This is a genomic window from Streptomyces sp. NPDC048111, assembly GCF_043202815.1.
In the GTDB taxonomy this organism is placed as follows: domain Bacteria; phylum Actinomycetota; class Actinomycetes; order Streptomycetales; family Streptomycetaceae; genus Streptomyces.
Genome location: NZ_JBIDBD010000002.1, coordinates 573287 through 600067, shown reverse-complemented (window position 1 = coordinate 600067; position 26781 = coordinate 573287). Strand labels below are relative to the sequence as shown.

24 protein-coding genes are annotated in these 26781 nt (G+C 72.2%); 19 read left to right on the top strand and 5 right to left on the bottom strand.

The genetic code is table 11. The features are described from left to right. The first annotated feature begins 114 nt into the window (after window positions 1–114). Complete coding sequence (locus ACGF3I_RS07430) at window positions 115–1755, top strand: ABC-F family ATP-binding cassette domain-containing protein (RefSeq protein WP_393129637.1); 1641 nt, start codon at window positions 115–117, stop codon at window positions 1753–1755. Between the two features lie 67 nt (window positions 1756–1822). Here the strand turns inward: ACGF3I_RS07430 and ACGF3I_RS07425 are convergent, their stop codons facing one another. Further along, window positions 1823–4246: a Tex family protein gene (locus ACGF3I_RS07425; protein WP_393129636.1), complete on the bottom strand. Its 2424-nt coding sequence runs from the start codon at window positions 4244–4246 to the stop codon at window positions 1823–1825. A gap of 66 nt (window positions 4247–4312) precedes the next feature. Beyond that, window positions 4313–5176, bottom strand: coding sequence for a hypothetical protein (locus ACGF3I_RS07420; RefSeq protein WP_393129635.1), 864 nt, complete (start codon window positions 5174–5176; stop codon window positions 4313–4315). A 122-nt stretch (window positions 5177–5298) separates the two neighbouring features. Between ACGF3I_RS07420 and ACGF3I_RS07415 the strand changes: the two genes are divergently transcribed. Beyond that, complete coding sequence (locus ACGF3I_RS07415) at window positions 5299–6261, top strand: GlxA family transcriptional regulator (RefSeq protein ID WP_393129634.1); 963 nt, start codon at window positions 5299–5301, stop codon at window positions 6259–6261. 38 nt (window positions 6262–6299) lie between these two features. Then, window positions 6300–6938, top strand: a complete 639-nt coding sequence (locus ACGF3I_RS07410) for a DJ-1/PfpI family protein (protein ID WP_393129633.1) — start codon at window positions 6300–6302, stop codon at window positions 6936–6938. A gap of 23 nt (window positions 6939–6961) precedes the next feature. Here ACGF3I_RS07410 and ACGF3I_RS07405 read toward each other — a convergent pair whose 3' ends face one another. After that, a complete protein-coding gene (locus ACGF3I_RS07405; protein WP_393129632.1) occupies window positions 6962–7705 on the bottom strand; it encodes an enoyl-CoA hydratase/isomerase family protein in 744 nt (247 codons plus the stop codon). A 73-nt stretch (window positions 7706–7778) separates the two neighbouring features. On the opposite strand from ACGF3I_RS07405, the gene ACGF3I_RS07400 reads away from it, so the two are divergent. Both ACGF3I_RS07400 and ACGF3I_RS07395 read left to right on the top strand, forming a co-directional pair. Continuing rightward, a complete protein-coding gene (locus ACGF3I_RS07400; protein ID WP_393129631.1) occupies window positions 7779–8456 on the top strand; it encodes an HdeD family acid-resistance protein in 678 nt (225 codons plus the stop codon). A gap of 140 nt (window positions 8457–8596) precedes the next feature. Continuing rightward, complete coding sequence (locus ACGF3I_RS07395) at window positions 8597–9097, top strand: ATP-binding protein (RefSeq protein WP_393129630.1); 501 nt, start codon at window positions 8597–8599, stop codon at window positions 9095–9097. Here ACGF3I_RS07395 and idi read toward each other — a convergent pair. Next, entirely contained in the window at window positions 9072–9677 is a 606-nt protein-coding gene (gene idi, locus ACGF3I_RS07390) for an isopentenyl-diphosphate Delta-isomerase (RefSeq protein WP_393129629.1), read from the bottom strand. The two genes, ACGF3I_RS07395 and idi, sit on opposite strands and share 26 nt — an antisense overlap. A gap of 114 nt (window positions 9678–9791) precedes the next feature. Continuing rightward, complete coding sequence (locus ACGF3I_RS07385; protein WP_393129628.1) at window positions 9792–10733, bottom strand: cation diffusion facilitator family transporter; 942 nt, start codon at window positions 10731–10733, stop codon at window positions 9792–9794. A gap of 409 nt (window positions 10734–11142) precedes the next feature. On the opposite strand from ACGF3I_RS07385, the gene ACGF3I_RS07380 reads away from it, so the two are divergent. From ACGF3I_RS07380 to hpnH, 14 genes are all read left to right on the top strand, one after another. Further along, on the top strand, window positions 11143–12939 hold the full coding sequence (locus ACGF3I_RS07380; protein WP_393129728.1) for a DUF5941 domain-containing protein: 1797 nt from the start codon (window positions 11143–11145) through the stop codon (window positions 12937–12939). Beyond that, the gene (locus ACGF3I_RS07375) at window positions 12936–13673 is read left to right on the top strand and encodes a sugar phosphate nucleotidyltransferase (RefSeq protein ID WP_393129627.1); all 738 of its coding nucleotides are present in this window, start codon (window positions 12936–12938) and stop codon (window positions 13671–13673) included. The genes ACGF3I_RS07380 and ACGF3I_RS07375 overlap by 4 nt, the downstream gene beginning before the upstream one ends. Further along, on the top strand, window positions 13661–14722 hold the full coding sequence (locus ACGF3I_RS07370) for an iron-containing alcohol dehydrogenase family protein (RefSeq protein WP_393129626.1): 1062 nt from the start codon (window positions 13661–13663) through the stop codon (window positions 14720–14722). Before ACGF3I_RS07375 ends, ACGF3I_RS07370 begins: the two co-directional genes overlap by 13 nt. Next, a complete protein-coding gene (locus ACGF3I_RS07365; RefSeq protein ID WP_393129625.1) occupies window positions 14700–15479 on the top strand; it encodes a CDP-alcohol phosphatidyltransferase family protein in 780 nt (259 codons plus the stop codon). The genes ACGF3I_RS07370 and ACGF3I_RS07365 overlap by 23 nt, the downstream gene beginning before the upstream one ends. A 35-nt stretch (window positions 15480–15514) precedes the next feature. After that, window positions 15515–16360 carry a glycosyltransferase family 2 protein gene (locus ACGF3I_RS07360; RefSeq protein WP_393129727.1) on the top strand — a complete coding sequence of 282 codons (846 nt, stop codon included), beginning with the start codon at window positions 15515–15517 and terminating at the stop codon, window positions 16358–16360. 55 nt (window positions 16361–16415) lie between these two features. Beyond that, the gene (locus tag ACGF3I_RS07355) at window positions 16416–17297 is read left to right on the top strand and encodes an ABC transporter permease (protein WP_393129624.1); all 882 of its coding nucleotides are present in this window, start codon (window positions 16416–16418) and stop codon (window positions 17295–17297) included. Next, window positions 17284–18099, top strand: coding sequence for an ABC transporter ATP-binding protein (locus tag ACGF3I_RS07350; RefSeq protein ID WP_393129623.1), 816 nt, complete (start codon window positions 17284–17286; stop codon window positions 18097–18099). Before ACGF3I_RS07355 ends, ACGF3I_RS07350 begins: the two co-directional genes overlap by 14 nt. A gap of 401 nt (window positions 18100–18500) precedes the next feature. Next, entirely contained in the window at window positions 18501–19412 is a 912-nt protein-coding gene (gene hpnC, locus ACGF3I_RS07345) for a squalene synthase HpnC (protein WP_393129622.1), read from the top strand. After that, the gene (gene hpnD / locus ACGF3I_RS07340; RefSeq protein WP_393129621.1) at window positions 19409–20359 is read left to right on the top strand and encodes a presqualene diphosphate synthase HpnD; all 951 of its coding nucleotides are present in this window, start codon (window positions 19409–19411) and stop codon (window positions 20357–20359) included. The genes hpnC and hpnD overlap by 4 nt, the downstream gene beginning before the upstream one ends. Window positions 20360–20495: 136 nt before the next feature. Next, window positions 20496–21878, top strand: a complete 1383-nt coding sequence (gene hpnE, locus ACGF3I_RS07335; RefSeq protein ID WP_393129620.1) for a hydroxysqualene dehydroxylase HpnE — start codon at window positions 20496–20498, stop codon at window positions 21876–21878. After that, window positions 21875–22984, top strand: coding sequence for a polyprenyl synthetase family protein (locus ACGF3I_RS07330; protein ID WP_393129619.1), 1110 nt, complete (start codon window positions 21875–21877; stop codon window positions 22982–22984). The genes hpnE and ACGF3I_RS07330 overlap by 4 nt, the downstream gene beginning before the upstream one ends. Window positions 22985–23091: 107 nt before the next feature. Then, complete coding sequence (gene shc / locus ACGF3I_RS07325; protein ID WP_393129618.1) at window positions 23092–25086, top strand: squalene--hopene cyclase; 1995 nt, start codon at window positions 23092–23094, stop codon at window positions 25084–25086. Then, window positions 25086–25730, top strand: coding sequence for a 1-hydroxy-2-methyl-2-butenyl 4-diphosphate reductase (locus ACGF3I_RS07320; protein WP_393129617.1), 645 nt, complete (start codon window positions 25086–25088; stop codon window positions 25728–25730). Before shc ends, ACGF3I_RS07320 begins: the two co-directional genes overlap by 1 nt. A gap of 5 nt (window positions 25731–25735) precedes the next feature. After that, window positions 25736–26758, top strand: a complete 1023-nt coding sequence (gene hpnH / locus ACGF3I_RS07315) for an adenosyl-hopene transferase HpnH (protein ID WP_393129616.1) — start codon at window positions 25736–25738, stop codon at window positions 26756–26758. Window positions 26759–26781: the final 23 nt, after the last annotated feature.

The following is a 26781-nucleotide window of genomic DNA, read 5'->3' as shown; positions in this document are numbered from 1 at the left end:
CCCGTGCTGACGGCCCGGCGCGGCTCCGGCGGCCCGCGGGCGGCGGTGGCGCAGGGCGGGGCGGGGAACCTCGGGCCCGACGCTCGGGCCCGACGGCTTAGGATCGGACACCTCATGACTGCAACCCTCGTCGCCAAGGACCTCGCCGCCGGCCACGGCGACCGCACCCTGTTCGCCGGGCTCGACCTGGTGGTCGCCCCCGGCGACGTCATCGGCCTCGTCGGGCCCAACGGCGCCGGCAAGTCCTCGCTGCTGCGCCTGCTCGCCGGGCTCGACACTCCCGAACAGGGCGACCTGCGGCTCTCACCGCCCGGTGCGAGCGTCGGCCACCTGCCGCAGGAGCCCGACCGGCGCCCCGGCGAGACGATCCGCGCCTTCCTGGCCAGGCGCACCGGCGTCGCCGCCGCGCAGGAGACCATGGACGCCGCCACCCAGGCCCTGGTCGACGGGGCCCCCGGCGCCGACGACGCGTACGCCGACAGCCTGGAGCGCTGGCTCGCGCTCGGCGGCGCCGACCTGGACGAGCGGGCCGAGGAAGTGGCCGCGTCGCTCGGCCTCACCACCGGCCTCGACCAGCCGATGACCGCGCTCTCCGGCGGCCAGGCGGCCCGCGCCGGACTGGCCTCGCTGCTGCTCTCGCGCTACGACGTGTTCCTGCTCGACGAGCCCACCAACGACCTCGACCTGGAGGGTCTTGAGCGGCTCGAAGCGTTCGTGAAGGGGCTGCGGGCCGGCACCGTCGTCGTCAGCCACGACCGCGAGTTCCTGGCCCGGACCGTCACCAAGGTCCTCGAACTCGACCTGGCCCAGCAGCAGATCAACCTGTACGGCGGCGGTTACGAGGCCTATCTCGAAGAGCGCGAGACGGCCCGGCGTCACGCCCGCGAGGACTACGACGAGTACGCCGACAAGCGGTCCGCCCTCGAAGGCCGGGCCCAGATGCAGCGCTCCTGGATGGACAAGGGCGTCAAGAACGCCCGCCGCAAGGCCACCGACAGCGACAAGCTCGGAAAGAAGTTCCGCAGCGAGGCCAGCGAGAAGCAGGCCTCCAAGGCCCGCCAGACCCAGCGCATGATCGAGCGCCTCGACGTGGTGGACGAGCCCCGCAAGGAGTGGGAGCTGCGCATGGAGATCGCCTCCGCGCCCCGCTCCGGCGCGGTCGTCGCCACCCTGAACGGCGCCGAGGTGCACCGCGAGGGGTTCACCTTCGGGCCCGTCTCGCTCCAGATCGACTGGGCCGACCGCGTGGCCATCACCGGCGTCAACGGCTCCGGCAAGTCCACCCTGCTCGCGGCGCTGCTCGAACGGCTTCCCCTGGACGCGGGCCACGCCGCGCTCGGCTCAGGCGTCGTCGTCGGGGAGGTAGACCAGGCGCGCGGTCTGTTCCTCGGCGAGGAGTCGCTGCTCGACGCGTTCTGCGCGGCCGTGCCCGACACCGAGCCCGCCGAAGTCCGCACGCTGCTGGCCAAGTTCGGGCTCAAGGCGCATCACGTGCTGCGCCCCGCGGGTTCCCTCTCGCCGGGCGAGCGCACCCGCGCCGCGCTCGCGCTGCTCCAGGGCCGGGGCGTCAACCTGCTCGTCCTGGACGAGCCGACCAACCACCTCGACCTGCCCGCCATCGAGCAGCTGGAGTCCGCGCTCGACTCCTACACCGGCACCCTGCTCCTGGTCACCCACGACCGGCGGATGCTGGACGCCGTCCACACCACCCGCCGCCTGAAGGTCGCGGACGGCAAGGTGACCGAGGAGCGCTGACGCCCCCTCATATGCGGGCGGGCGTACGCCGGTTGACGTACGCCCGCCCGCATCCGCCGCTCCCGGCTCAGCGCCCGCCGCGGCCCTTCGGCTCCAGCAGGCCCGCCTTGCGCAGGGCGTCCTCCATCGCGCTGTTGGCGGGAGCCGGTGCCGAGGCGCGGCCCTGGCCGCCGCCCTGCCGGTTGCCGCCGCCCCGCGCCTCGCCGCCGCCGTTGCCCCGGCGCTGCTGGCCCTGGCGCGGCTGGCCCTGGCGCTGCTGCGGGGGACGGTTGCCCTGGCCGCCGCGCTCACGCCGGGGCGCACCGCCCGGCGTGGCCGCGTCGTCGTCGAGGCGCAGCGTCAGGGAGATCCGCTTGCGCGGCACATCGACGTCCAGGACCTTGACCTTCACGATGTCGCCCGGCTTCACCACGTCCCGCGGGTCCTTCACGAACGTCTTCGACAGCGCGGAGACGTGCGCGAGGCCGTCCTGGTGCACGCCGATGTCGATGAAGGCGCCGAACGCCGCCACATTGGTGACGACACCTTCCAGGACCATCCCGGACTCCAGGTCGCCGATCTTCTCGACGCCCTCCTTGAAGGAGGCGGTCTTGAAGGCGGGCCGCGGGTCACGGCCGGGCTTCTCCAGCTCGCGCAGGATGTCGCTCACGGTGGGCAGGCCGAAGGTCTCGTCCACGTAGTCGTCGGGCCGCAGCGAGCGCAGCACCGCGGTGTTGCCGATGAGCGAGGCGACCTCGCCGCCGGCGCTCTTCACCATCCGCCGCACCACCGGGTACGCCTCGGGGTGCACGCTGGAGGCGTCCAGCGGGTCGTCGCCGCCGCGGATCCGCAGGAAGCCCGCGCACTGCTCGTACGCCTTCGGGCCGAGCCGCGCCACGTCCTTCAGCGCCCGGCGCGAGCGGAAGGGGCCGTTGCCGTCGCGGTGCGCCACGATGTTCTCGGCGAGCGTCGAGCCGATGCCCGACACCCGCGAAAGCAGCGGCGCCGAGGCGGTGTTGACGTCGACGCCCACACCGTTCACGCAGTCCTCGACCACCGCGTCGAGCGAGCGCGACAGCTTCACCTCGGACAGGTCGTGCTGGTACTGGCCGACGCCGATGGACTTCGGGTCGATCTTCACCAGCTCGGCGAGCGGGTCCTGGAGCCGGCGGGCGATGGAGACCGCGCCGCGCAGCGACACGTCCATGTCCGGGAACTCCTGCGAGGCGAAGGCCGAGGCCGAGTACACCGAGGCGCCCGCCTCCGAGACCATGACCTTGGCGAGGTTCAACTCCGGGTGCCGGGCGATGAGTTCACCGGCGAGCTTGTCCGTCTCGCGTGACGCGGTGCCGTTGCCGATGGCGATCAGTTCGACCGCGTGCTCCTTGCACAGGCCGGCCAGCTTCGCCAGCGCCTGGTCCCACTTGTTCGCGGGGACGTGTGGATAAATCACGTCGGTGGCCACCGCCTTGCCGGTCGCGTCCACGACGGCGACCTTCACACCGGTGCGGAACCCGGGGTCGAGGCCGAGCGTGGCGCGGGTGCCGGCCGGGGCGGCGAGCAGCAGGTCGCGCAGGTTGGAGGCGAAGACGCGGACCGCCTCGTCCTCGGCCGCGGTGCGCAGACGAAGGCGCAGGTCGATGCCGAGGTGGACCAGGATGCGGGTGCGCCAGGCCCAACGCACCGTATCGGCAAGCCACTTGTCGCCCGGCCGTCCCCGGTCGGCCACGCCGAAGCGGCGCGCCACCATGTTCTCGTACACGGAGGGGCCGGGCTCGGCGGACGGCTCCTCGGGTTCGAGGACGAGGTCGAGGACCTCCTCCTTCTCGCCGCGCAGCATGGCGAGCACGCGGTGCGAGGGCAGGGCGGTGAAGGGCTCGGTGAAGTCGAAGTAGTCGGCGAACTTGGCGCCCGCTTCCTCCTTGCCCTCGCGCACCTTCGCCACGAGCCGGCCCTTGGTCCACATGCGTTCGCGCAGCTCGCCGATCAGGTCGGCGTCCTCCGAGAAGCGCTCGGCCAGGATGGCGCGGGCGCCGTCGAGGGCGCCGGCCGCATCGGCCACGCCCCTGTCCGCGTCCACGAAGCCGGCGGCCGTGGCGAGCGGGTCCACCGACGGGTCGGCGAGCAGTGCGTCGGCGAGGGGTTCGAGGCCCGCCTCGCGCGCGATCTGCGCCTTGGTGCGCCGCTTCGGCTTGAACGGCAGGTAGATGTCCTCCAGGCGGGCCTTGGTGTCGGCGGCCCGGATCTGCGCTTCGAGGGCTTCGGTGAGCTTGCCCTGCTCCCGCACCGAGTCGAGGACCGCGGTGCGCCGGTCCTCGAGCTCGCGCAGATAGCGCAGCCGCTCCTCCAGGGTGCGCAGCTGGGCGTCGTCCAGCATCTCGGTCGCTTCCTTGCGGTAGCGCGCGATGAACGGGACGGTGGACCCGCCGTCGAGCAGCTCGACGGCGGCCTTCACCTGCCGCTCCCGTACGCCGAGTTCCTCGGCGATCCTGCCTTCGATGGACGTCGTCACGTTGCCGTACCGCCTTCTCGCTGAGCCTGAGGCGCCATTGTGGCAGGCGGCACCGGCGATCGACGATCAGCCCTTGCCGATGAGGTCGGCCGGGAAGCCGCCCGCCAGGGCCGCCGTCACCAGGAATCCCTTGGCCAGTTCGGTGAGCCGGGCCACGCCCGGCGCGCCGAGGAGTTCGTAGGGGGCGAGGTCGAGGAGGTCGGTGCGGTCCTCCAGCTCGGCGCGCAGCGCGGTGCCCGCCGCCGTCAACTCGCCCTCGCCGTCGAGCAGTCCGCGCTCGCGCAGCCGTGCGGCCGCCGCGTCCAGATCCGTCTGCTCCCAGCCGCGGGTGGCGAGCAGCCAGCGCGGTGCCATGCCCTTGCCGGTCGCGGTGTGGCTGACGAGGGCCTCCACCGGGTCGAGCCCGAGGTCGAGCAGTGCGGTGAGGTGGCCGTCGCCGCGGTGTTCGCGCAGCAGGGTCGCCGCGTGCCAGTAGGCCAGGTGCGGCTGCTCGGGCACGGGCAGGTCGGCGTGGGCCGCGTACAGCGGGCGGGCGTGCCGGGTGCAGCCCTCGGCGGCGCGCAGCGCGAGGCGCGCGGCCTCGGCCATCTCGTCCGAGGCCAGGATCTCCTCGCCGAGCAGGCGGCGCAGGGTGGTGTCGACGGCGCGCAGCCGGGCGGCGAGTACGGCCTCGGGGGAGGCGGTCGTCCACACGGCGGGCAGGTGCCGGGCGACGAGGTCGTGCCGGAAGTTGTAGAACGAGGCCGTCACGACGCCGGGCCCGACCGCGCCCATCGCGGCCGCGCGGCCGGCGAAGTAGGCGGCGTTGCGGTCCTCGATGCCGAGCCCGGCGAGCTCCCCGGCGAAGTCGGGCGAGAAGTAGACCGTGGCGTGCAGCGAGTTGAGGGGGCTGTGGCAGTGGCGTCCGGCGCGCGGCGCGAGAGAACTCATGCCCCGCACGTTACCGACTGGTCGGTACGACGTGAAGGGGCGGGTGCGCGAGCGCGCCGATGGCAGGATAGGTGGGGTTCTCGTCATTGCGGCCGTCGTGGGCGGACCCCAAAAATGAGGACATGACGCAGCGTTCCGTCCTGGTCGTCCTCTTCGACGACGTCCAGAGTCTCGATGTGACCGGACCGGCCGAGGTGTTCGCCGCCGCGGGCCGTGTCCTGGGCGACCCGACCGCCTACCGGGTGCGGTTCGCCTCGCTCGACGGAGGACCCGTCGCCTCGCACAGCGGGCTGCGCCTGATGGCCGACGCAGCACTCACCGACACCGGCCCGGCGGACGTCCTGCTCGTGCCCGGCGGCGACGGCGCCGCCTCGCCCGACACCCGCCTGGTCAACTGGATGCGGGCGCACGGACCGCGCGCCCGCCGGCTCGTCTCGGTGTGCACCGGCTCGCTGCTGCTCGCGGAGGCCGGTCTGCTCGACGGGCGCCGCGCCACCACGCACTGGGCCCTGTGCGCGCGGATGGCACAGCGCTACCCCGCCGTCCGCGTCGAGCCCGACCCGATCTTCGTGCGGGACGGCCACATCGCGACCTCGGCCGGGGTGACCGCGGGCATCGACCTGGCGCTGGCCCTGGTGGAGGAGGACCACGGACGGGACGTGGCCCTGGCCGTGGCCCGCCTGCTCGTGGTGTTCCTGCGCCGCCCGGGCAACCAGGCCCAGTTCAGCGCGCAGCTCGCCGCACAGACCGCGCGCCGCGAGCCGCTGCGCGAGATCCAGCAGTGGATCACCGAGCACCCGGACGAGGACCTGTCCGTGGAGAGGCTCGCCCGCCGGGCCAGCCTCTCGCCCCGCCACTTCGCCCGCGCTTTCCACGCCGAGACCGGCACCACGCCGGGCCGCTATGTCGAGCGAGTGCGCCTGGAGTACGCCCGCCGCCTTCTGGAGGAGTCGCCCGACGGCGTCCAGGAGGTCTCGCGCGCGGCCGGCTACGGCACCCCGGAGGCGATGCGGCGCGCCTTCGTCAAGACCCTGGGCACGGCCCCCGCCGAGTACCGCCGCCGCTTCCGCCCGGCGCCCGCGTGACCCGGACCAGCATCCCGTACCGCTCCGGAAAGGCATTCATGCAGATCGCGATCCTGCTCTACGACCGGTTCACCGCCCTCGACGCGGTCGGGCCGTACGAGACGCTCAGCCGGCTGCCGGGCGCCGAGACGGTGTTCGTCGCCGCCGAGGCCGGTCCCGTACGCAACGACGGCGGGAGCCTCACCCTCGTCGCCGAGCGGGCGTTCGACGACGTCGTGCGTCCCGACATCGTTGTCGTGCCCGGCGCTCCGCCCGAGGCCGTCGAGCCGCGGCTGGTGGACGCCCCGCTCCTGAACTGGCTGCGCACGGTGGACGTCATGTCGACGTGGACGACCTCGGTGTGCACCGGCTCGCTGCTGCTCGGCGCGGCCGGGCTGCTCAAGGGGCGGCGGGCCACCTCGCACTGGCTCGCCCTGGACGGGCTGCGCGGCTTCGGCGCGACGCCGACCGCGCGGCGGGTCGTGATGGACCACAAGTACGTGACGGCGGCCGGGGTCTCCGCGGGCATCGACATGGGCCTGACCCTGCTCGGCGAGATCGCGGGGGAGCGGCACGCCCAGTCCGTACAGCTGCTGATGGAGTACGACCCGCGGCCTCCCTACGACGCGGGCTCGCCGGACACCGCGCCCGCCGACCTCGTCGCGCACTTCAGGACGAACGGCGTGCCGCGGGACTGAACGTGCCGGAGGCCGGCCGGAGCCTACGGGTGCCAGGTGAAGCGGGGCCGGCGGCGCTCCAGGAAGGCGGCGATGCCCTCCTCGGTGTCGCCGGCGCCCCGCTCCTGGCCGGCCCAGTGGGCGTCCCGGTCGGTGCGGCCCGCGATGAACTCCTTGGCCGCCGCCTGGGTGAGCCGGGAGCGCGACACGAGGACGCGGGTGAACTCGGCCACCCGCTCGGCCAGTTGGCCCGGCGGCAGTACCTCGTCCACCAGGCCGGTCCGCAGCGCCCGCGCACTGTCGATCAACTCGCCCGAGAACAACAGGTACGTGGCGGCCGAGGGCCCCACCAGCGCGGCCAGCCGCCGGGTGGAGGATGCCGGGTAGACGATGCCGAGCTTGGCGGGCGTGACGCCGAACAGGGCGCCCTCCTCGGCGAACCGCAGATCGCAGGCGGCGGCCAGCTGGCTGCCGCCGCCCACGCAGTGCCCGCGCACCGCGGCGAGCGTCGGCTTGGGGAAGGCCGCGAGCGCTTCCTCGGCCCGGATCGCGAGCTCCCTGGGGTCCTCGCCCGGGTCCCGCAGCGTCGAGATGTCCGCCCCCGCGCAGAACGTCGTGCCCGCTCCGGTCAGGACGACGGCGCCCACCCGCGGATCCGCGGCCAGGGCGTCGAGCAGCGGGGGCAGGGCCCGCCACATGTCCGCGGTCATCGCGTTGCGCTTGGCGGGGTTGGCGATGACGACGGTGGCGACGCCATCGGTGAGGCTCTGCTCCAGCTGCGGCTGCATGCGCGGATGCTATCCGGGCACCCGAAACCTATGATCGCAAGGGGGCCGTACGCGGATCGACGAGGAGACGCCGATGGCCAGGTCCACGCGGAACGCCGGGCACGAAGGCAGGAAACTCAGCCGTAGCTTCGGACTGCTCGCGCTGCTGGGGGCGGTCCTGGTGGTGGCAGGCCTGGTCGGCCTCGCCTACACCGAGTTCGCCACCCTCACCACGATGCTGCTGTTCGGCTGGCTGCTCCTGGTCGGCGGCGTGGTGGGCCTCGCGCACGCGATCCAGTCGCGCGGCTCCGGCTTCTTCTGGCTCGCCGTCGTCGTGGCCGCCCTGAACCTCGCCGCGGGCGTGGTGATCATCCGCCGCCCCGAGGGCAGCGCCGAGGCCCTCACGATGTTCGCGGCGCTGCTGTTCCTGACCGGCGGCGTCTTCCGCCTCGCGGGCAGTGTGGTGGTCCGCGGGCCGCAGTTCGGGTGGACGCTCGTGCAGGGTGCGTTCGGCGTGCTCCTCGGCGTCCTGGTCCTCGCCAACTGGCCGAGCAACAGCCGGTACGTCATCGGCTGCTTCTTCTCGCTGGCCCTGCTCTTCGACGGGCTCGGGCTGATCGCCATCGGTGTCGGCGGACGCAGAATCGTCACTCTTGTGAGCGACGCGGTGAGCTCGGGCGACGGCGGAAAGGGCACACCTCCGATGTCTCCGACACCCCCGCAAGCCATGGCAAAGCCGTCAGACGGCGGTCAGAACCCGACCCAGACATGACATCGCGCGCCGTGATCCGCCAATAGGCGGCGAAAGGTGCTGACTTCTGGTCAGTCGGCCGGTCCCGGCCGGCGCACTCCCGACACTCTTGAGCACACGGGTGTCCGTCGAGTGTCGAGCCGCGAGGATGGTGCCGGAACATGGAGATCCGCGGGAGTCTGCCGCCCGAACCCGCCACTCCGGCCCGGCAGCAGGCGTACGAGGGGGTGTGGCGGTTCACCGCCCCCGCCGTCGACTCCTCGGTGCCGCAGGCCCGGCACGCGGTCCGCGACCTGCTGCACCGCCAGGGCGTGCCCGCCCACGAGGACCTCGTCCAGGGACTGCTGCTGATCGTCTCGGAGCTGGTCACCAACGCGGTCAGACACGCGGCGCTGCTCTCGCCCGAGGTCGCCGTGGAGGTGGCCATCGGCGCCGAATGGATCCGGGTGGCGGTCGAGGACAACCACCCCTACCGCCCCCGTGCCCTGGAGCCGGACTACGCGCAGACCGGCGGCCGTGGACTGCTCCTGGTCCGCGAGATCACCGGGGAGGCCGGCGGGGAGTGCGACGTCGAGCAGACCGCGAACGGCGGAAAGGTCGTCTGGGCCGCGCTCCCGCTGGCCCCGCTGCCCGGCATCACCAGCCCGCGTCGGGCCCCGTGAGCTCCTTGACCGCGGGCCGCGCCGCGTCGAGCACCGTCATGAACCAGGACGAGAACGGGGCGCGCGCGTGCCGCTCGGCGAGCTCGTCGGGCGTCACGAACGCCGTCTCGCCGATCTCCTCCGGGTCGGGCCGCACGGGCGACTGCACCAGGCCCACGAAGAGGTGGTTGTACTCCTGCTCGACCAGGCCCGAGTCCGGGTCCGGGTGGTTGTAGCGCACCGTGCCGGCCTCGGCGAGCAGCGACGGGGAGACGCCGAGCTCCTCATGGGTGCGCCGGGCGGCGGCCGCGAACGGGGACTCGCCGGGGTAGGGGTGGCCGCAGCAGGTGTTGGACCACACGCCGGGGGAGTGGTACTTGCCGAGCGCGCGCCGCTGGATGAGGAGGCGGCCCGACGGGTCGAAGAGGAAGACGGAGAACGCCCGGTGCAGCTGCCCGGGCGCCTGATGGGCGGAGAGCTTCTCCGCGGTTCCGATGGTGTTGCCGCTCTCGTCGACGAGTTCGAGCATGATCTCTGGTGCGGCGCCGCCCGTGGTCCCGTTCGACGAGTTGTTCGCCGTGGTGGCTGGTGTGCTCGGCATAACCATCCTTCGCTTCGGTCCTCGGCTGCTCAGTCTGCCGTACAAAAGCGGCGTGTCCGCCATTGACCGGCATCCGCATGTCCTGCCCCACGCGAGGCCCCCGGAACCGCGCGTTCAGTGGCAGAGCTTCGCCTCGTGCTCGGCGTGGCCGCCCGGCTCCAGCTGGAATGTGCAGTGCTCGACGTCGAAGTGGTCGCCGAGGCACCCCTGCAGCTCGTGCAGCAGCTTCTCGTGCCCCACCGAGTCGAGCACCTCCTGGCTGACCACCACATGGGCGGACAGCACCGGCATGCCCGAGGTGATCGTCCAGGCGTGCAGGTCATGGACGTCCTCGACGCCCGGCAGCTCCACGATGTGCGCCCGCACCTCCGCCATGTCGACGCCCTTGGGGGCCGATTCCAGGAGCACGTTGAGGGTCTCGCGCAGCAGCTTGACGGTACGGGGCACGATCATCACCGCGATCACCAGCGAGGCGATCGGGTCCGCCCCCTGCCAGCCCGTCGTCATGATCACCAGCCCCGCCACCACGACGGCCGCCGAGCCGAGCGCGTCCGAGAGGACCTCCAGGAACGCGCCGCGCACATTGAGACTGTCCTGCTGCCCCTTCATGAGCAGCGAGAGCGAGACCGAGTTGGCGACCAGGCCGATCAGGCCGAAGACGACCGCGGTGCCGCCGGAGGTGTCGGCCGGTGCCACGAAACGGGCGACGGCCTCGAACAGGACGTATCCGCCGACGCCCAGCAGCAGCAGACAGTTGGCGAGCGCGGCCAGGATCTCGGCACGGGCGTACCCGAAGGTGCGGTTGCCCCCGGCCGGGCGGTTGGCGAAGTGGATGGCGAGCAGCGCCATCGCGAGGCCGAGCCCGTCCGTCGCCATGTGCGCCGCGTCCGCGACCAGTGCCAGGGAGTCCGCGAGGAGACCGCCGACGATCTCCACGACCATCACGGTCAGTGTGATCCCGAGTGCGATCCGCAGCCGTCCGCGGTAGGCGGCGGCCGCGGTGCCGGTGGGCGGCGGCCCGCCGTGCGTGTGTCCGTGGTCGTGCCCAGCCCCCATGGAGGCCCTCCCCAGTGTCTCGCCGGTCGGTTGCTTATCCCCGTACGGGGGCCAAGTGAACAACGGGTGGGGGGTATCTGCAACACGGCACTGAACACCGTTGTCATATGCCCTGACCTGCGGAAATGCTTGCAGGTCAGCGTGCTGGGCCCAGCGCCGGACACCTGCGGCGCGGGGAGGGGCGCGGACGGTGCTCCGGCGGCGGCCGGGCGCGGTTTGTGGGCTGCGCCCTTGATCCACCATGATGATCGCGGCGTCCCCGCACAGGGCGCTCCCGGGCCTCATCGGGCGCGAACGGCCAGTGAATTCCCGGTTCCGTGCATCCGATAGCCTCTGCCGACGTGCCGCCCGCCCCCGTGCCGGGCCGGGCCGTGACGTCCGCCGTGTCAGTCGCAAGGAGTGAATTCGTCTGTCCACCGCCATCCTTACCGGTCCGCCGGTGCCCGGATCGCAGCTCGGACCCGATCTGCGCGCGCTGGGATTCGACGTGCGGAACGCCTTCCTCCCCGACGACCTGCCCCGCCTGCTCGCCGAGGTGCCGGCCGGTGAGCGCGTCGCGCTCGTCGACCCGCGCTTCGTGGGACACGTCCACGCGCTGCGCCTCGCACTGACCGACCCCCGCTTCCCGGCCGCCTCGGTGCCCGGCGCCCTGACCGTCCAGGCCGAGGCACGGCCGGCGCTCACCCGGGCCGTGGCCGGCGGCGCGGTCGTGCCCGCCGCCCCGGTGCGCACGACCTCCGTCCTCACCGACGACATCGCCGCGGCCCTGGAGACGGACGGGCTCGCGGTGCACCACCCCGAGCTCGGCTCGCTCGTCGCGACCGTCCCGGCCGACGAGAGCGCCGCGCTGGCCGCGAGCCGGAGCGTGGCCGCCGTCGACGACGAGGCGGTCCGGCTGCGCAACGCGGTCAAGTCCCGCGACGGCTTCTTCACCACCCACTTCATCAGCCCCTACTCGCGCTACCTCGCCCGCTGGTGCGCCCGCCGGGGCCTGACCCCCAACCAGGTCACCACCGCCTCGCTGATCACCGCGCTCATCGCGGCCGGCTGCGCGGCGACCGGGACGCGCGGCGGCTATGTCGCGGCCGGCGTGCTGCTGATCCTCTCCTTCGTCCTGGACTGCACCGACGGGCAGCTCGCCCGCTACTCGCTGCAGTACTCGACGATGGGCGCCTGGCTCGACGCCACGTTCGACCGCGCCAAGGAGTACGCCTACTACGCGGGGCTCGCGCTCGGCGCGGCCCGCGGCGGCGACGACGTATGGGCGCTCGCACTCGGCGCGATGGTCCTCCAGACCTGCCGCCACGTCGTGGACTTCTCGTTCAACGAGGCGAACCACGACGCGTCCGCCAACACCAGCCCCACCGCCGCCCTCTCCGACAAGCTCGACTCGGTCGGCTGGACGGTGTGGGTGCGCCGCATGATCGTGCTGCCGATCGGCGAGCGCTGGGCGATGATCGCGGTGCTCACCGCGGCCACCACGCCCCGGATCGTCTTCTACGCGCTGCTCATCGGCTGTGCCTTCGCCGCCTGCTACACCACCGCGGGCCGCGTCCTGCGCTCGCTGACCCGGCGCGCCACCCGTACCGACCGCGCGGCCCGGGCCCTCGCCGACCTCGCCGACAGCGGGCCGCTCGCCCAGCTCGTGGGCGCGAGGGCGCCGCGGATCCCGGGCGCGCCCGTGGTCGCCGCCGTCGGCGTCGCGGCCCTGATCGCCGCCGCCCTGACCCAGCCCGTCGGCAGCGGCCAGATGATCGTCGCCGCCGTCTTCTCCGCGGTCCTGTCGGGCCTCGCCGTCGCCCGCCCGCTCAAGGGCGCCCTCGACTGGCTCGTACCCCCGCTCTTCCGGGTGGCGGAGTACTGCACGGTCCTGATCCTGGCGGCCCGCTCGGACGTGCAGGGGGCGCTCCCCGCGGCCTTCGGGCTCGTCTCGGCGGTCGCCTACCATCACTACGACACGGTCTACCGCATCAAGGGCGGCTCCGGCGCGCCGCCGCAGTGGCTGGTGCGGGTGATCGGCGGCCACGAGGGCCGCACGCTCGTGGTGACGGTGCTCGCCGCCGTCCTCGCCACGCGAGACACAGACTTCACCCTGGCGCTCACCGCCCTCGCGGCGGCCGTCGCGCTCGTGGTGCTCGTGGAGTCCATCCGCTTCTGGGTGTCCTCCGGAGCACCTGCCGTACATGACGAAGGAGAAACAGCATGATTGGCCTCGTACTGGCAGCCGGTGCCGGACGGCGTCTGCGCCCCTACACCGACACGCTCCCGAAGGCCCTCGTGCCTGTCGACGGTGACACCACCGTCCTGGACATCGCGCTGAAGAACTTCGCCGAGGTCGGCCTGACCGAGGTCGCCGTCGTCGTCGGCTACCGCAAGGAGGCCGTGTACGCGCGCAAGGAGGCCCTGGAGGCCAAGTACGGCGTCGCGATCACGCTGATCGACAACGACAAGGCCGAGGAGTGGAACAACGCCTACTCCCTGTGGTGCGCGCGTGAGGTGCTCAAGCGCGGTGTGATCCTCGCCAACGGCGACACGGTCCACCCCGTCTCGGTCGAGAAGACGCTGCTGGCGGCCCGCGGCAAGGGTCAGAAGATCATCCTCGCCCTCGACACGGTGAAGAGCCTCGCCGACGAGGAGATGAAGGTCATCACCGCCGAGGGCAAGGGCGTCCAGCGCATCACCAAGCTGATGGACCCGGCGAGCGCCACCGGTGAGTACATCGGCGTCACGCTCATCGAGGCCGAAGCCGCCGAGGAGCTTGCCGACGCCCTCAAGGTCACCTTCGAGCGCGACCCCGACCTCTACTACGAGGACGGCTACCAGGAGCTCGTCAACCGCGGCTTCACCGTCGACGTGGCCCCCATCGGCGAGGTGTCGTGGGTCGAGATCGACAACCACGACGACCTCGCGAAGGGCCGTGAGATCGCGTGCCAGTACTGACGCGCCTCATCCCCTCGCCGGTTGTCGTCGACATCCGGCGGGGGGCCCTGGACGACCTCGCGGTCGTCCTCGCCGACCAGCGCATCTCCGCCAACGGCAACCTCGCCATCGCCATCAGCGGCGGTTCGGGCCTGAAGCTGCGCGAGCAGTTCGGCCCGCTGCTGCCCGGCGCCGACTGGTACCCGGTCGACGGCGGCACCATCGACGCGGCGGTCCGTCTCGCCGACGCGATCCGCGGCAAGCGCTACGACGCGGTGGTGGCCCTGGGCGGCGGGAAGATCATCGACGTGACCAAGTACGCGGCGGCCCGGGTCGGGCTGCCCATGGTCGCGGTCGCCACGAACCTCTCGCACGACGGCATCTGCTCGCCGATCTCCACGCTCGACAACGACAACGGGCGCGGCTCCTACGGCGTGCCCACGCCGCTGGCGATCCTGATCGACCTGGACGTCATCCGGGACGCGCCCGCGCGCTTCGTGCGCTCGGGCATCGGCGACGCGATCTCCAACCTGTCGGCGATCGCCGACTGGGAACTCTCGCACCGCGAGACCGGGGAGCCGGTCGACGGGCTCGCCGCCGCCATGGCGCGCAGCGCCGGCGAGGCGGTCCTGCGCCACCCCGGCACCGTCGGCGACGACGACTTCCTGGTCACCCTCTCCGAGGGTCTGGTCATGTCCGGCATCGCCATGTCGATCAGCGGTGACAGCCGCCCCTCGTCGGGCGCCTGCCACGAGATCAGCCACGCCTTCGACCTGCTCTTCCCGCAGCGCGCCGGCAGTCACGGCGAGCAGTGCGGCCTCGGCGCAGCCTTCGCGATGCACCTGCGGGGCGCCGGGGACCAGAGCGCCCTCATGGCCGAGGTGCTGCGCCGGCACGCGCTGCCGGTGACCGCGGAGGAACTCGGCTTCACCGCCGAGGAGTTCGTCCGGGCCGTGGAGTTCGCGCCGCAGACCCGCCCGGGCCGCTACACCATCCTCGAGCACCTCGACCTGTCCACCGACCAGATCAGGGACGCGTACGCCGACTATGCCAAGACCATCCGTAGCTGAGCTCCGCCCGGTCGTGCACCCGGCGGGTGTGAAGGACCGGGTCAGCGGAGAACACTGGGGCGGCCGCCTGTACATGCGCGAGATCTCCCTGCGCATCACCCGCGTCCTGGTCACCACCAAGGTCACGCCGAACCAGCTGACCTATCTGATGACCCTCAGCGGTGTCCTCGCCGCCCCCGCCCTGCTCGTCCCGGGCGTCTGGGGCGCCGTCCTCGGCGTCATCGCCGTCCAGGGCTACCTCCTGCTCGACTGCGTGGACGGCGAAGTCGCCCGCTGGAAGAAGCAGTTCTCGCTGTCCGGTGTCTATCTGGACCGGGTCGGGGCCTATCTGTGCGACGCGGCGGTCCTGGTCGGCTTCGGCCTGCGCGCCGCCGACCTGTGGGGCCCCGGGCGCATCGACTGGCTGTGGGCCTTCCTCGGTACGCTCGCGGCGCTCGGCGCGATCCTGATCAAGGCCGAGACCGACCTCGTGGGCGTGGCCCGCCACCAGGGCGGCCTGCCGCCGGTCAAGGACGCCGCGGCCACCCCGCGCTCCTCCGGCGTGGCGCTGGCCCGCCGGGCCGCGGCGGCGCTCAAGTTCCACCGGCTCGTCCTCGGCATCGAGGCGTCCCTGCTGATCCTGGTCCTCGCGGTCGTCGACCAGGTCCGGGGCGACCTGTACTTCTCGCGGCTGGGCGTCGCGGTGCTCGCGGGCATCGCGCTCCTCCAGTCGCTGCTGCACCTCGTGTCCATCCTCGCTTCGAGCAGGCTCAAGTGAACGCCCCCCTGAAGGTCGGCGCGGTCGTCATCACCATGGGCAACCGTCCCGAGGAACTGCGTGCCCTGCTGGACTCGGTCGCGCGGCAGGACGGCGACCGCGTCGAGGTCGTCGTCGTCGGCAACGGCGCGCCCGTGCCCGACGTCCCCGAGGGCGTACGCACCGTGGAGCTGCCCGAGAACCTGGGCATCCCGGGCGGGCGCAACGTCGGCATCGAGGCGTTCGGCCCGTCGGGCGCGGAGGTCGACGTGCTGCTCTTCCTCGACGACGACGGTCTGCTCGCGAACAAGGACACCGCCGAACTGTGCCGCCGGGCCTTCGCGTCCGACCCCGAGCTCGGCATCATCAGCTTCCGCATCGCCGACCCCGACACTGGCGTCACCCAGCGCCGCCACGTCCCGCGGCTGCGGGCCGCCGATCCGATGCGCTCCTCGCGGGTGACGACGTTCCTCGGCGGCGCCAACGCCGTGCGCACCCGGGTGTTCGCCGAGGTCGGCGGGCTGCCCGACGAGTTCTTCTACGCCCACGAGGAGACCGACCTGGCCTGGCGGGCCCTCAACGCCGGCTGGATGATCGACTACCGCGCGGACATGGTCCTGCACCACCCGACGACCGCCCCGTCCCGGCACGCGGTCTACCACCGGATGGTCGCCCGCAACCGCGTCTGGCTGGCCCGCCGCAACCTGCCGGCGCCGCTGGTCCCGGTCTACCTCGGGGTCTGGCTGCTCCTGACCCTGGCGCGCAGGCCGTCGGGCCCGGCGCTCAAGGCCTGGTTCGGCGGGTTCAAGGAGGGCTGGACGACGCCCTGCGGACCGCGCCGGCCCATGAAGTGGCGTACGGTCTTCACGCTCACCCGGCTGGGCCGTCCCCCCGTCATCTGAGAGTCTCGGCTCTGAGACCATCGGGCGTACTTCTTGAACACGAAAGTTTCCACTTGTGAGTGACACAACCCTGTCCCCGGCGGACCTCGCCGCCAAGCACGGGCTGTCGGTGAGCGGTGCCCGTCCCGGACTGACCGCTTACATCAAGCAGCTGTGGGGCCGGCGCCACTTCATCCTGTCGTTCTCCTCGGCCAAGCTGACCGCCCAGTACAGCGAGGCGAAGCTCGGCCAGATCTGGCAGGTGGCGACGCCCCTGCTGAACGCGCTGGTCTACTACTTCATCTTCGGCGTGCTCATGGGAACCAGGAAGGGCATCCCCAACGACGTCTTCATCCCGTTCCTGGTGACCGGCGTCTTCCTGTTCACGTTCACGCAGAACTCGCTGATGGCGGGCGTACGGGCGATCTCCGGCAACCTCGGCCTGGTGCGGGCGCTGCACTTCCCGCGCGCCTCGCTGCCGATCTCCTTCGCGCTCCAGCAGCTCCAGCAGCTGCTGTTCTCGATGATCGTCCTGATGATCGTGGTGGTCGCTTCCGGCTTCATGCCGGGCATGACCTGGATCCTGATCATCCCGGTGCTGGCGCTGCAGTTCGTCTTCAACACCGGCCTCGCGCTGATCTTCGCGCGGCTCGGCGCGAAGACGCCGGACCTCGCGCAGCTGATGCCGTTCATCATGCGGACCTGGATGTATTCGTCCGGCGTGATGTTCAGCATCACCGCGGTGCTGCACGACAAGCCGAGCTGGCTCAAGCACGTCCTCCAGGTCAACCCCGCCGCGGTCTACATGGACCTGGCGCGCTACGCCCTGCTGGACGGCTACGGCGGCGGGTCCCTGCCCCCGCACGTCTGGATGCTCGCGGTCGGCTGGGCCGTCGTCGTGGGCGCCCTGGGATTCGTGTACTTCTGGAAGGCTGAGGAGCGGTATGGCCGTGGCTGAGGACATCAAGGACCGCGTCGCCGTCGAGGACGCGCGCATTCCCACCGTCATCTGCGACGACGTGCACATCGTGTACACCGTCAACGGTGGCGGCGGCGGAAAGGGCAGCGCGACCGCCGCCCTGAGCCGCATCGTCAAGCGGGACAGGACCGGCGGCGCGTCCCGCGGCATGCGCCGGGTGCACGCGGTCAGGGGCGTCTCCTTCACCGCCTACCGCGGCGAGGCGATCGGCCTGATCGGCTCCAACGGCTCCGGCAAGTCGACGCTGCTGCGGGCCATCGCCGGCCTGCTGCCGCCCGAGAGCGGCCGGGTCTACACCGACGGCCAGCCCTCGCTGCTCGGCGTGAACGCGGCGCTGATGAACGACCTGACGGGCGAGCGCAACGTGATCCTCGGCGGTCTCGCCATGGGCATGTCGCGCGAGGAGGTCAAGGAGCGCTACGAGGAGATCGTCGACTTCTCCGGCATCAACGACAAGGGCGACTTCATCTCCCTGCCGATGCGGACGTATTCCTCCGGCATGGCGGCCCGGCTCCGCTTCTCCATCGCCGCGGCCAAGGACCACGACGTCCTCATGATCGACGAGGCGCTCGCCACCGGCGACCGCCAGTTCCAGATCCGCTCCGAGGCGCGCATCCGCGAGCTGCGCAAGCATGCCGGAACGGTGTTCCTGGTGAGCCACAGCATCGGCTCCATCCGGGACACCTGCGACCGCGTGCTGTGGCTGGAGCGCGGTGAGCTCCTGATGGACGGGCCGACCGACGAGGTCGTCAAGGCCTACCAGAAGGAGTCCGGCCGCTGACGGCCCGTCATCCCGGGACCGTGCGATCCGGAGCCCCTGTCGATCAACCCCGGCAGGGGCTTTGGCGTCCTAGGGTGTGGCCGGGCGGTCAAGATCCCGTCAAGTTGCCGGTACGGGAGGAAGGTTGGGCCGCAATGGAGTGTTCTTGTAACGCTCGCAACACCCCCGCGCGTCGTCGGCCGTTGTACAACGTAAGCTGTACCGGTGCTGATTCGCGGCAAGTGGGGTGATACGCCCCCGGCTCCCCGACGGACGGGTCATCCCGTCCGGGGAGGCCAGGCGGCGTGTCCGAAATAGGATGTATTGGGTCGGCGGTGTAGAACGGGAGATGTGACGGCCATGGCTACGGAAGATCTCCAGCTCCAAGGGACGGCCGCCGTTCCCGCCCCGGGCGGTACCCGGTGACCCGAGGCCCGGACCTGCGCACCGGGACCCCTTCGCGCGCCACGCTCGACAAGGCCGCGGACGAGAACTTCCCGGTCGCCCCCTTCTTCCTGCCGCGCGCCTGGCGCGACGACCTGATGGCTGTGTACGGCTTCGCCCGGCTCGTCGACGACATCGGCGACGGCGACCTGGCCCCCGGCGGCGCCGACGCCCGCCACCTGGGCGTGACCCCCGCCGACGCGGACGACCGGCTCGTCCTTCTCGACGCGTTCGAGAAAGACCTCGACCGGGTCTTCGACGGCACCCCGCACCACCCGCTCCTGCGGGCGCTCCAGCCGACCGTGCGGCGCTGCGCGCTGACCCCCGAGCCTTTTCACGGGCTGATCGAGGCCAACCGGCAGGACCAGCGGGTGCGGCGCTACGAGACGTACGCGGACCTGCTCGCCTACTGCGAGCTCTCCGCCAACCCCGTGGGGCGGCTCGTCCTCGCCATCACCGGCACCGCGAGCCCGGAGCGCGTCCGCCGCTCCGACGCGATCTGCACGGCGCTGCAGATCGTCGAACACCTCCAGGACGTCAAGGAGGACCTCGGCCGGGACCGGATCTATCTGCCGGCCGAGGACATGTCCCGTTTCCATGTCACACAGGCCGATCTGGCCGCCCCCCGCGGGAGCGCCTCGGTGCGTGCCCTGGTCGCGTTCGAGGCGGAACGCGCCGGGTCGTTGCTGAATGAAGGCACCCCCCTGGTGGGTAGCGTCCACGGCAGACTCAAGCTGCTGCTGGCCGGGTTCGTGGCCGGCGGCCGCGCCGCGCTCGACGCGGTCGCCGCCGCCGGCCACGACCCCCTCCCGGGGCCGCCCAAGCCCACCAAGGCACGGCTGGTGCGCGAGGTGGGAGCCGTCTTGCGAAGAGCGCGTAGAGAGGGGTGAGCCGGACAGTGGAGGCACAGGCACCCGTGTCCGCACCGGTACAGGCCGCATACAGCTACTGCGAGGCCGTGACCGGGCAGCAGGCGCGCAATTTCGCCTACGGCATCAGGCTGCTGCCCGCCGACAAACGGCAGGCGATGTCCGCGCTGTACGCGTTCTCGCGCCGGGTCGACGACATCGGTGACGGCACGCTGGCCAAGGACGCCAAGCAGACGCGCCTGGAGGAGACCCGGGCGCTGCTCGGGCGCGTCCGCGACGGTGCGGTCGAGGACGACGACACCGACCCCGTCGCGGTGGCGCTCGCGGACGCGGCGCGCCGCTTCCCGATCCCGCTCGACGGCCTCGACGAGCTCATCGACGGCGTCCTGATGGACGTGTACGGCGAGACCTACGAGACCTGGGACGACCTGAAGGTCTACTGCCGGTGCGTCGCCGGCGCCATCGGCCGGCTCTCGCTCGGCGTGTTCGGCACCCAGCCCGGCGCGCCGGGCGCCGAGCGCGCCTTCGAGTACGCCGACACGCTGGGGCTCGCCCTCCAACTCACCAACATCCTCAGGGACGTTCGCGAGGACGCGGGCAACGGGCGGACGTACCTGCCCGCCGACGACCTCGCCAAGTTCGGCTGCTCGACGGGTTTCGACACGCCCGTGCCGCCTCCCGGCTCCGACTTCGCCGGGCTCGTCCACTTCGAAGTGCGGCGCGCCCGCGCCCTGTTCGCCGAGGGCTACCGCCTGCTGCCCATGCTGGACCGGCGCAGCGGCGCCTGTGTCGCGGCGATGGCCGGCATCTACCGGCGGCTGCTCGACCGCATCGAGCGCGATCCGGAGGCCGTGCTGCGCGGCCGGGTCTCGCTGCCCGGGCGCGAGAAGGCGTACGTCGCGGTCCGCGGGCTCTCCGGCCTCGACACCCGGTACGTCTCCCGGCAGACCGCCAGGAGGCGCGTCTGATGCACCACGCCCATCTGGACGAAGGGCCCGGCACGCTCGCGCGGGTCCGGCGTGCGAGGTCCCGGCGCGCCGACGCGTCCCTGACGGCGCCGGCCCGCCGTGCGCGCGGCGCCGGCACGGCCCTGGGGGAGAGCGCATGAGCGACACACGGCCCAAGAGCGCGGTGGTGGTCGGCGGCGGCCTGGCCGGCATCACCGCGGCGCTCGAACTCGCCGACGCCGGCCTCGACGTGACGCTCGTCGAGGGCCGTCCACGCCTCGGCGGCCTCGCCTTCTCCTTCCGGCGCGGCGACCTCACGGTGGACAACGGCCAGCACGTCTACCTGCGCTGCTGCACCGCCTATCGCTGGTTCCTGGACCGCGTCGGCGGCGCCGAACTCGCCCCGGTCCAGCCTCGGTTGGACGTCCCCGTCCTCGACGTGGCCCACCGCGGGGGGCCCCGGCTGGGCCGGCTGCGCCGCGACGCGCTGCCCGTGCCGCTGCACCTGGCGCGCAGCCTCGTCACCTATCCGCACCTCTCGCTCGCCGAGCGCGCCTCGGTCGGGCGCGCCGCGCTCGCGCTGAAGAAGCTCGACCCCGCCGACCCGGCCCTGGACGGCGTCGACTTCGCGAGCTGGCTGGCCCGGCACGGCCAGTCCCCGCGCACCATCGAGGCCCTGTGGGACCTGGTGGGCGTGGCGACCCTGAACGCCACCGCGCCCAACGCCTCCCTCGGGCTCGCCGCCATGGTCTTCAAGACCGGACTGCTCTCCGAGGCGGGCGCCGCCGACATCGGCTGGGCCCGTGTGCCGCTCGGCCACCTGCACGACACCCTGGCCCGCAAGGCCCTGGACGCGGCCTCCGTACGCGTCGCCACGCGCGCCAAGGCCGAGTCCATCTCCCGTACGGAACACGGGAGTTGGCGCGTCGAGCTGGCCGGCGAGGCGCTGGAGGCGGAGGCCGTGGTGCTGGCCGTGCCGCAGAAGGAGGCGCACGACCTGCTGCCGGCCGGCGCGCTCGACGAGCCGGACCGGTTGCTCGGCATCGGCACCGCGCCCATCCTCAACGTGCACGTGGTCTACGACCGCAAGGTGCTGCGGCAGCCGTTCTTCGCCGCGCTCGGCACCCCGGTGCAGTGGGTCTTCGACCGGACCGACTCCTCGGGCCTGACCGGCGGCGGCCAGTACCTGGCCCTGTCCCAGTCGGACGCGGGGGACGAGATCGAGCTTCCGGTGGCCGAACTGCGCGCCCGCTACCTCCCGGAGCTGGAAAAGCTGTTGCCCGCGGCGCGCGGCGCGGAGATCCTCGACTTCTTCGTCACCCGGGAGCGGACAGCGACGTTCGCCCCCACCCCCGGCGTCGGACGGCTGCGGCCTTCGGCACGGACCCGCGCGGACGGCCTGTACCTGGCCGGCGCGTGGACCGCGACCGGCTGGCCCGCGACCATGGAGGGCGCCGTGCGCAGCGGGTTCAGTGCCGCCGGCGCCGCTCTCTCCGCCCTCGGCCGCCCCCATGTTCATCCGCTTCAGGAGGCGGCATGACTGTCAGCAGTACTGGAACAAGAGGAGAGACTGTGCCGACTGTGCCTTCGGCTTCGGCGAACCCGGCTGTGGACACCGTGGACGTCACCGCCCTGCTGGAGCGGGGGCGAGCGCTGTCTGCTCCGGAGCTGCGCGCGGCCGTCGACCGGCTCGCGGCTCCCATGGACACCGTCGCCGCCTACCACTTCGGGTGGATCGACGCCCAGGGCCGTCCCGCGGACGGCGACGGCGGCAAGGCCGTGCGGCCCGCGCTCGCCCTGCTCTCCGCGGAGGCGGCGGGCGCCGCGGCCGAGGTCGGCGTGCCGGGCGCGGTCGCCGTGGAACTCGTGCACAACTTCTCGCTCCTGCACGACGACCTGATGGACGGCGACGAGCAGCGCCGCCACCGCGACACGGTGTGGAAGGTGCACGGGCCGGCCCAGGCGATCCTCGTCGGCGACGCCCTGTTCGCGCTCGCCAACGAGGTCCTGCTCGAACTCGGCACGGTCGAGGCGGGCCGCGCCACCCGCCGACTCACCACCGCCACGCGGAAGTTGATCGACGGTCAGGCCCAGGACATCTCCTACGAGCACCGCGAGCGGGTCACCGTCGAGGAGTGCCTGGAGATGGAGGGCAACAAGACGGGCGCCCTGCTCGCCTGCGCCTGCTCGATCGGCGCCGTGCTCGGCGGCGCCGACGACCGCACGGCCGACACCCTGGAGGCGTACGGCTACCACCTCGGCCTCGCCTTCCAGGCCGTGGACGACCTGCTCGGCATCTGGGGCGACCCGGACGCCACGGGCAAGCAGACCTGGAGCGATCTGCGCCAGCGCAAGAAGTCCCTGCCGGTCGTCGCCGCGCTCGCCGCGGGCGGCCCGGCCTCCACGCGCCTGGGCGAGCTGCTCGCCGCCGACGCCAAGAGCAACGACTTCGACAGCTTCTCCGAGGAGGAGTTCGCCACCCGCGCGGCGCTGATCGAGGAGGCCGGCGGCCGCGAGTGGACCTCCCAGGAGGCCCGCAGGCAGCACACCATCGCGATCGAGGCGCTGGACGCCGTCGACATGCCGGAAAAGATCCGCGCGCAGCTCACCGCGCTCGCGGACTTCGTCGTCGTCCGAAAGAGATGATCACCATTCCCATATGACGCGCAGTCGCCGGACGGGCCCGGGCAACCGGGCCGTATCCGACGGAGACCCCAGCACAGCAGAAGTAGCTACTGCACGAAGGGGAAGCCATGACAGCGACGACCGACGGAAGCACCGGGGCCCCGCGGCCCCGGGCCGCCGCGGCCAGTGCACCAAGCGCGACGGGTCCCGGTGCGGACGCGGTGCTCGACGCCGCCCGGCGGGCGGCCGAACGCGGCGTCGAGCACCTGCTCGCGCGCCAGGACGCCCAGGGCTGGTGGAAGGGCGATCTGGAGACCAACGTCACCATGGACGCCGAGGACCTGCTGCTGCGCCAGTTCCTCGGCATCCAGGACAGCGCGACGCTCCGGGCGGCGGCCCTGTTCATCCGGGGCGAGCAGCGCGACGACGGGACCTGGGCCACGTTCTACGGCGGCCCGGGGGAGCTCTCCGCCACCATCGAGGCCTATGTCGCGCTGCGGCTGGCCGGTGACGGGCCCGACGAGGCGCACATGGCCCGCGCGTCGGCCTGGATCAGATCACGCGGCGGAATCGCCTCGGCCCGGGTCTTCACCCGCATCTGGCTGGCCCTGTTCGGCTGGTGGAAGTGGGACGACCTGCCCGAGCTGCCGCCCGAGCTGATCTTCCTGCCGACCTGGGCGCCGCTCAACATCTACGACTTCGGCTGCTGGGCCCGCCAGACCATCGTGCCGCTCACCGTGGTCTCGGCCAAGCGGCCGGTGCGCCCCGCGCCCTTCGCCCTCGACGAGCTGCACACCGACCCCCGGTGCCCCCATCCCGTCAAGCCCCTTGACCCGGTGGCGAGTTGGCCCGGAGTGTTCCAGCGCCTCGACAAGGTCCTGCACGCCTACCACAAGGTGGCGCCGCGCCGGCTGCGCCGGGCCGCCATGCGCAGCGCGGCCCGCTGGATCATCGAGCGCCAGGAGAACGACGGCTGCTGGGGCGGCATCCAGCCCCCCGCCGTGTACTCGGTGATCGCGCTGCACCTGCTCGGCTACGACCTCCAGCACCCGGTCATGCGGGCCGGTCTGGAGTCCCTGGACCGGTTCGCGGTGTGGCGCGAGGACGGCTCCCGGATGATCGAGGCCTGTCAGTCCCCGGTGTGGGACACCTGTCTGGCCGCGATCGCCCTCGCCGACGCGGGAGTGCCGGGCGACCACCCGGCGCTGGTCAAGGCGGCCGACTGGATGCTGGACGAGGAGATCACCCGGCCCGGCGACTGGGCGGTGCGCAGGCCCGAACTCCCGCCGGGCGGCTGGGCGTTCGAGTTCCACAACGACAACTACCCGGACATCGACGACACCGCCGAGGTCATCCTGGCGCTGCGCCGCGTCAAGCACCCGCAGCCGGAGCGGGTGGAGGCGGCCATCGCCCGGGGGGTGCGCTGGAACCTCGGCATGCAGTCGAAGAACGGCGCCTGGGGCGCGTTCGACGCCGACAACACCAGCGCCTTCCCCAACCGGCTCCCGTTCTGCGACTTCGGCGAGGTCATCGACCCGCCGTCGGCCGACGTGACCGCCCATGTGGTGGAGATGCTCGCCTACGAGGGCAAGGCGCACGATCCGCGCACCCGGCGCGGCATCGAGTGGCTGCTCGCCGAACAGGAGGCGAACGGCGCCTGGTTCGGGCGCTGGGGCGTCAACTACGTCTACGGGACGGGCTCGGTGGTGCCCGCGCTGGTCGCCGCCGGGATCCCCGCCGCGCACCCGGCGGTCCGCCGCGCGGTGGGCTGGCTGGAGTCGGTGCAGAACGACGACGGCGGCTGGGGCGAGGACCTGCGCTCCTACGGCGAGACCGAGTGGGTGGGCCGCGGCCCCTCCACCGCGTCCCAGACCGCGTGGGCGCTGCTCGCGCTCCTCGCGGCGGGAGAGCGGGACGGCAGGGCCGCCGAGCGCGGCATCGCCTGGCTCGCCGAGAACCAGCGCGAGGACGGCTCCTGGGACGAGCCGTACTTCACCGGAACGGGATTCCCCTGGGACTTCTCGATCAACTACCACCTCTACCGGCAGGTCTTCCCGCTGACCGCGCTCGGCCGCTACGTCCATGGAGAACCGTTCTCTCCCAGCGCCGCCCAGGGGAGCTGATGGACGAGACCCAGGTGCCGCGGCCCGTGCCGCTGGTGATCGCCTGTGCGCTCACCATCGAACGGTTCGCGCTGCGCGGCGCCCGCGGCGGGGCGGCGGGCCCGGTCACCGTGCTGCGCAGCGGCATGGGCCCCCGGTCCGCGGAGCGTGCGATGGCGCGCGTCCTCGCCCCGGACGGGATGCGTGACGCCGCGGTGATCGCCTCAGGCTTCTGCGCCGGCCTGGTCCCCGGGATGCACCCCGGGGACCTGGTCGTCGCCGAGGAAACCCGTGACCCGGACGGGTCCACGGTGTGCACGGACAGCACGGGGCTCGCCCGGGCGCTCAGCGCGGCGCTGCCGGGCCGCACGGTCCACACCGGGCCGCTCACCGGCTCGGACCACGTCGTGCGCGGCCCCGAGCGGGCCGAGCTGCGGGCGGCCGGGGCGATCGCGGTGGACATGGAGTCCGCCGCCACGCTGCGGGCGGCCCGGCAGGCCGGAACGCGTCCGGTTGCGGCCGTACGGGTGGTCGTGGACGCTCCAGAACATGAACTGGTCCGGATCGGCACGGTGCGCGGTGGAATATCAGCCTTCCGCGTTCTTCGTGCCGTTCTTCCCGCTTTTTTTGAATGGCACCGTTCTTTGCCGCTCCCCAGGAGGTGAGCCAGATGGCCATGCCGCTTCGCCAGTCCATCAGGGTCGGGACCTATCTGTTTGAACAGAAGTTGCGCAAGCGTGAGAAGTTCCCGCTGATCGTCGAGCTGGAGCCGCTTTTCGCCTGCAACCTGAAATGCGAGGGCTGCGGAAAGATCCAGCACCCGGCCGGAATCCTGAAGCAGCGCATGCCGGTGGCCCAGGCCGTCGGAGCGGTGCTGGAGTCCGGCGCCCCGATGGTCTCCATCGCAGGTGGCGAACCGCTGATGCACCCTCAGATCGATGAGATCGTGCGGCAGTTGGTGGCCAAGCGGAAGTACGTCTTCCTGTGCACCAACGCGCTGTTGATGCGCAAGAAGCTGGAGAAGTTCACACCCTCGCCCTATTTCGCCTTCGCCGTGCACATCGACGGGCTGCGTGAGCGGCACGACGAGTCGGTGGCCAAGGAGGGCGTGTTCGACGAGGCGGTGGAGGCGATCAAGGAGGCCAAGCGGCAGGGCTTCCGGGTCACCACCAACTCGACCTTCTTCAACACCGACACCCCGCAGACCATCATCGAGGTGCTCAACTTCCTCAACGACGACCTCAAGGTCGACGAGATGATGATCTCGCCCGCGTACGCCTACGAGAAGGCGCCCGACCAGGAGCACTTCCTGGGGGTCGAGCAGACCAGGGAGCTCTTCAAGAAGGCCTTCGCCGGCGGCAACCGGGCGCGCTGGCGGCTCAACCACTCACCGCTCTTCCTGGACTTCCTGGAGGGCAAGGCCGACTTCCCGTGCACGGCCTGGGCGATCCCCAACTACTCGCTCTTCGGCTGGCAGCGCCCCTGCTACCTGATGAGCGACGGGTACGTCCCCACCTACCGGGAACTCGTCGAGGACACCGACTGGAGCAAGTACGGCCGGGGCCGCGACGAGCGCTGTGCGAACTGCATGGCGCACTGCGGCTACGAGCCGACCGCCGTGCTCGCCACCATGGGGTCCCTCAAGGAGTCGCTGAGGGCGGTCCGCGAGACGGTCTCCGGCAACCGCGGCTGACGTCATGGGCCCCGGGGAGTCCG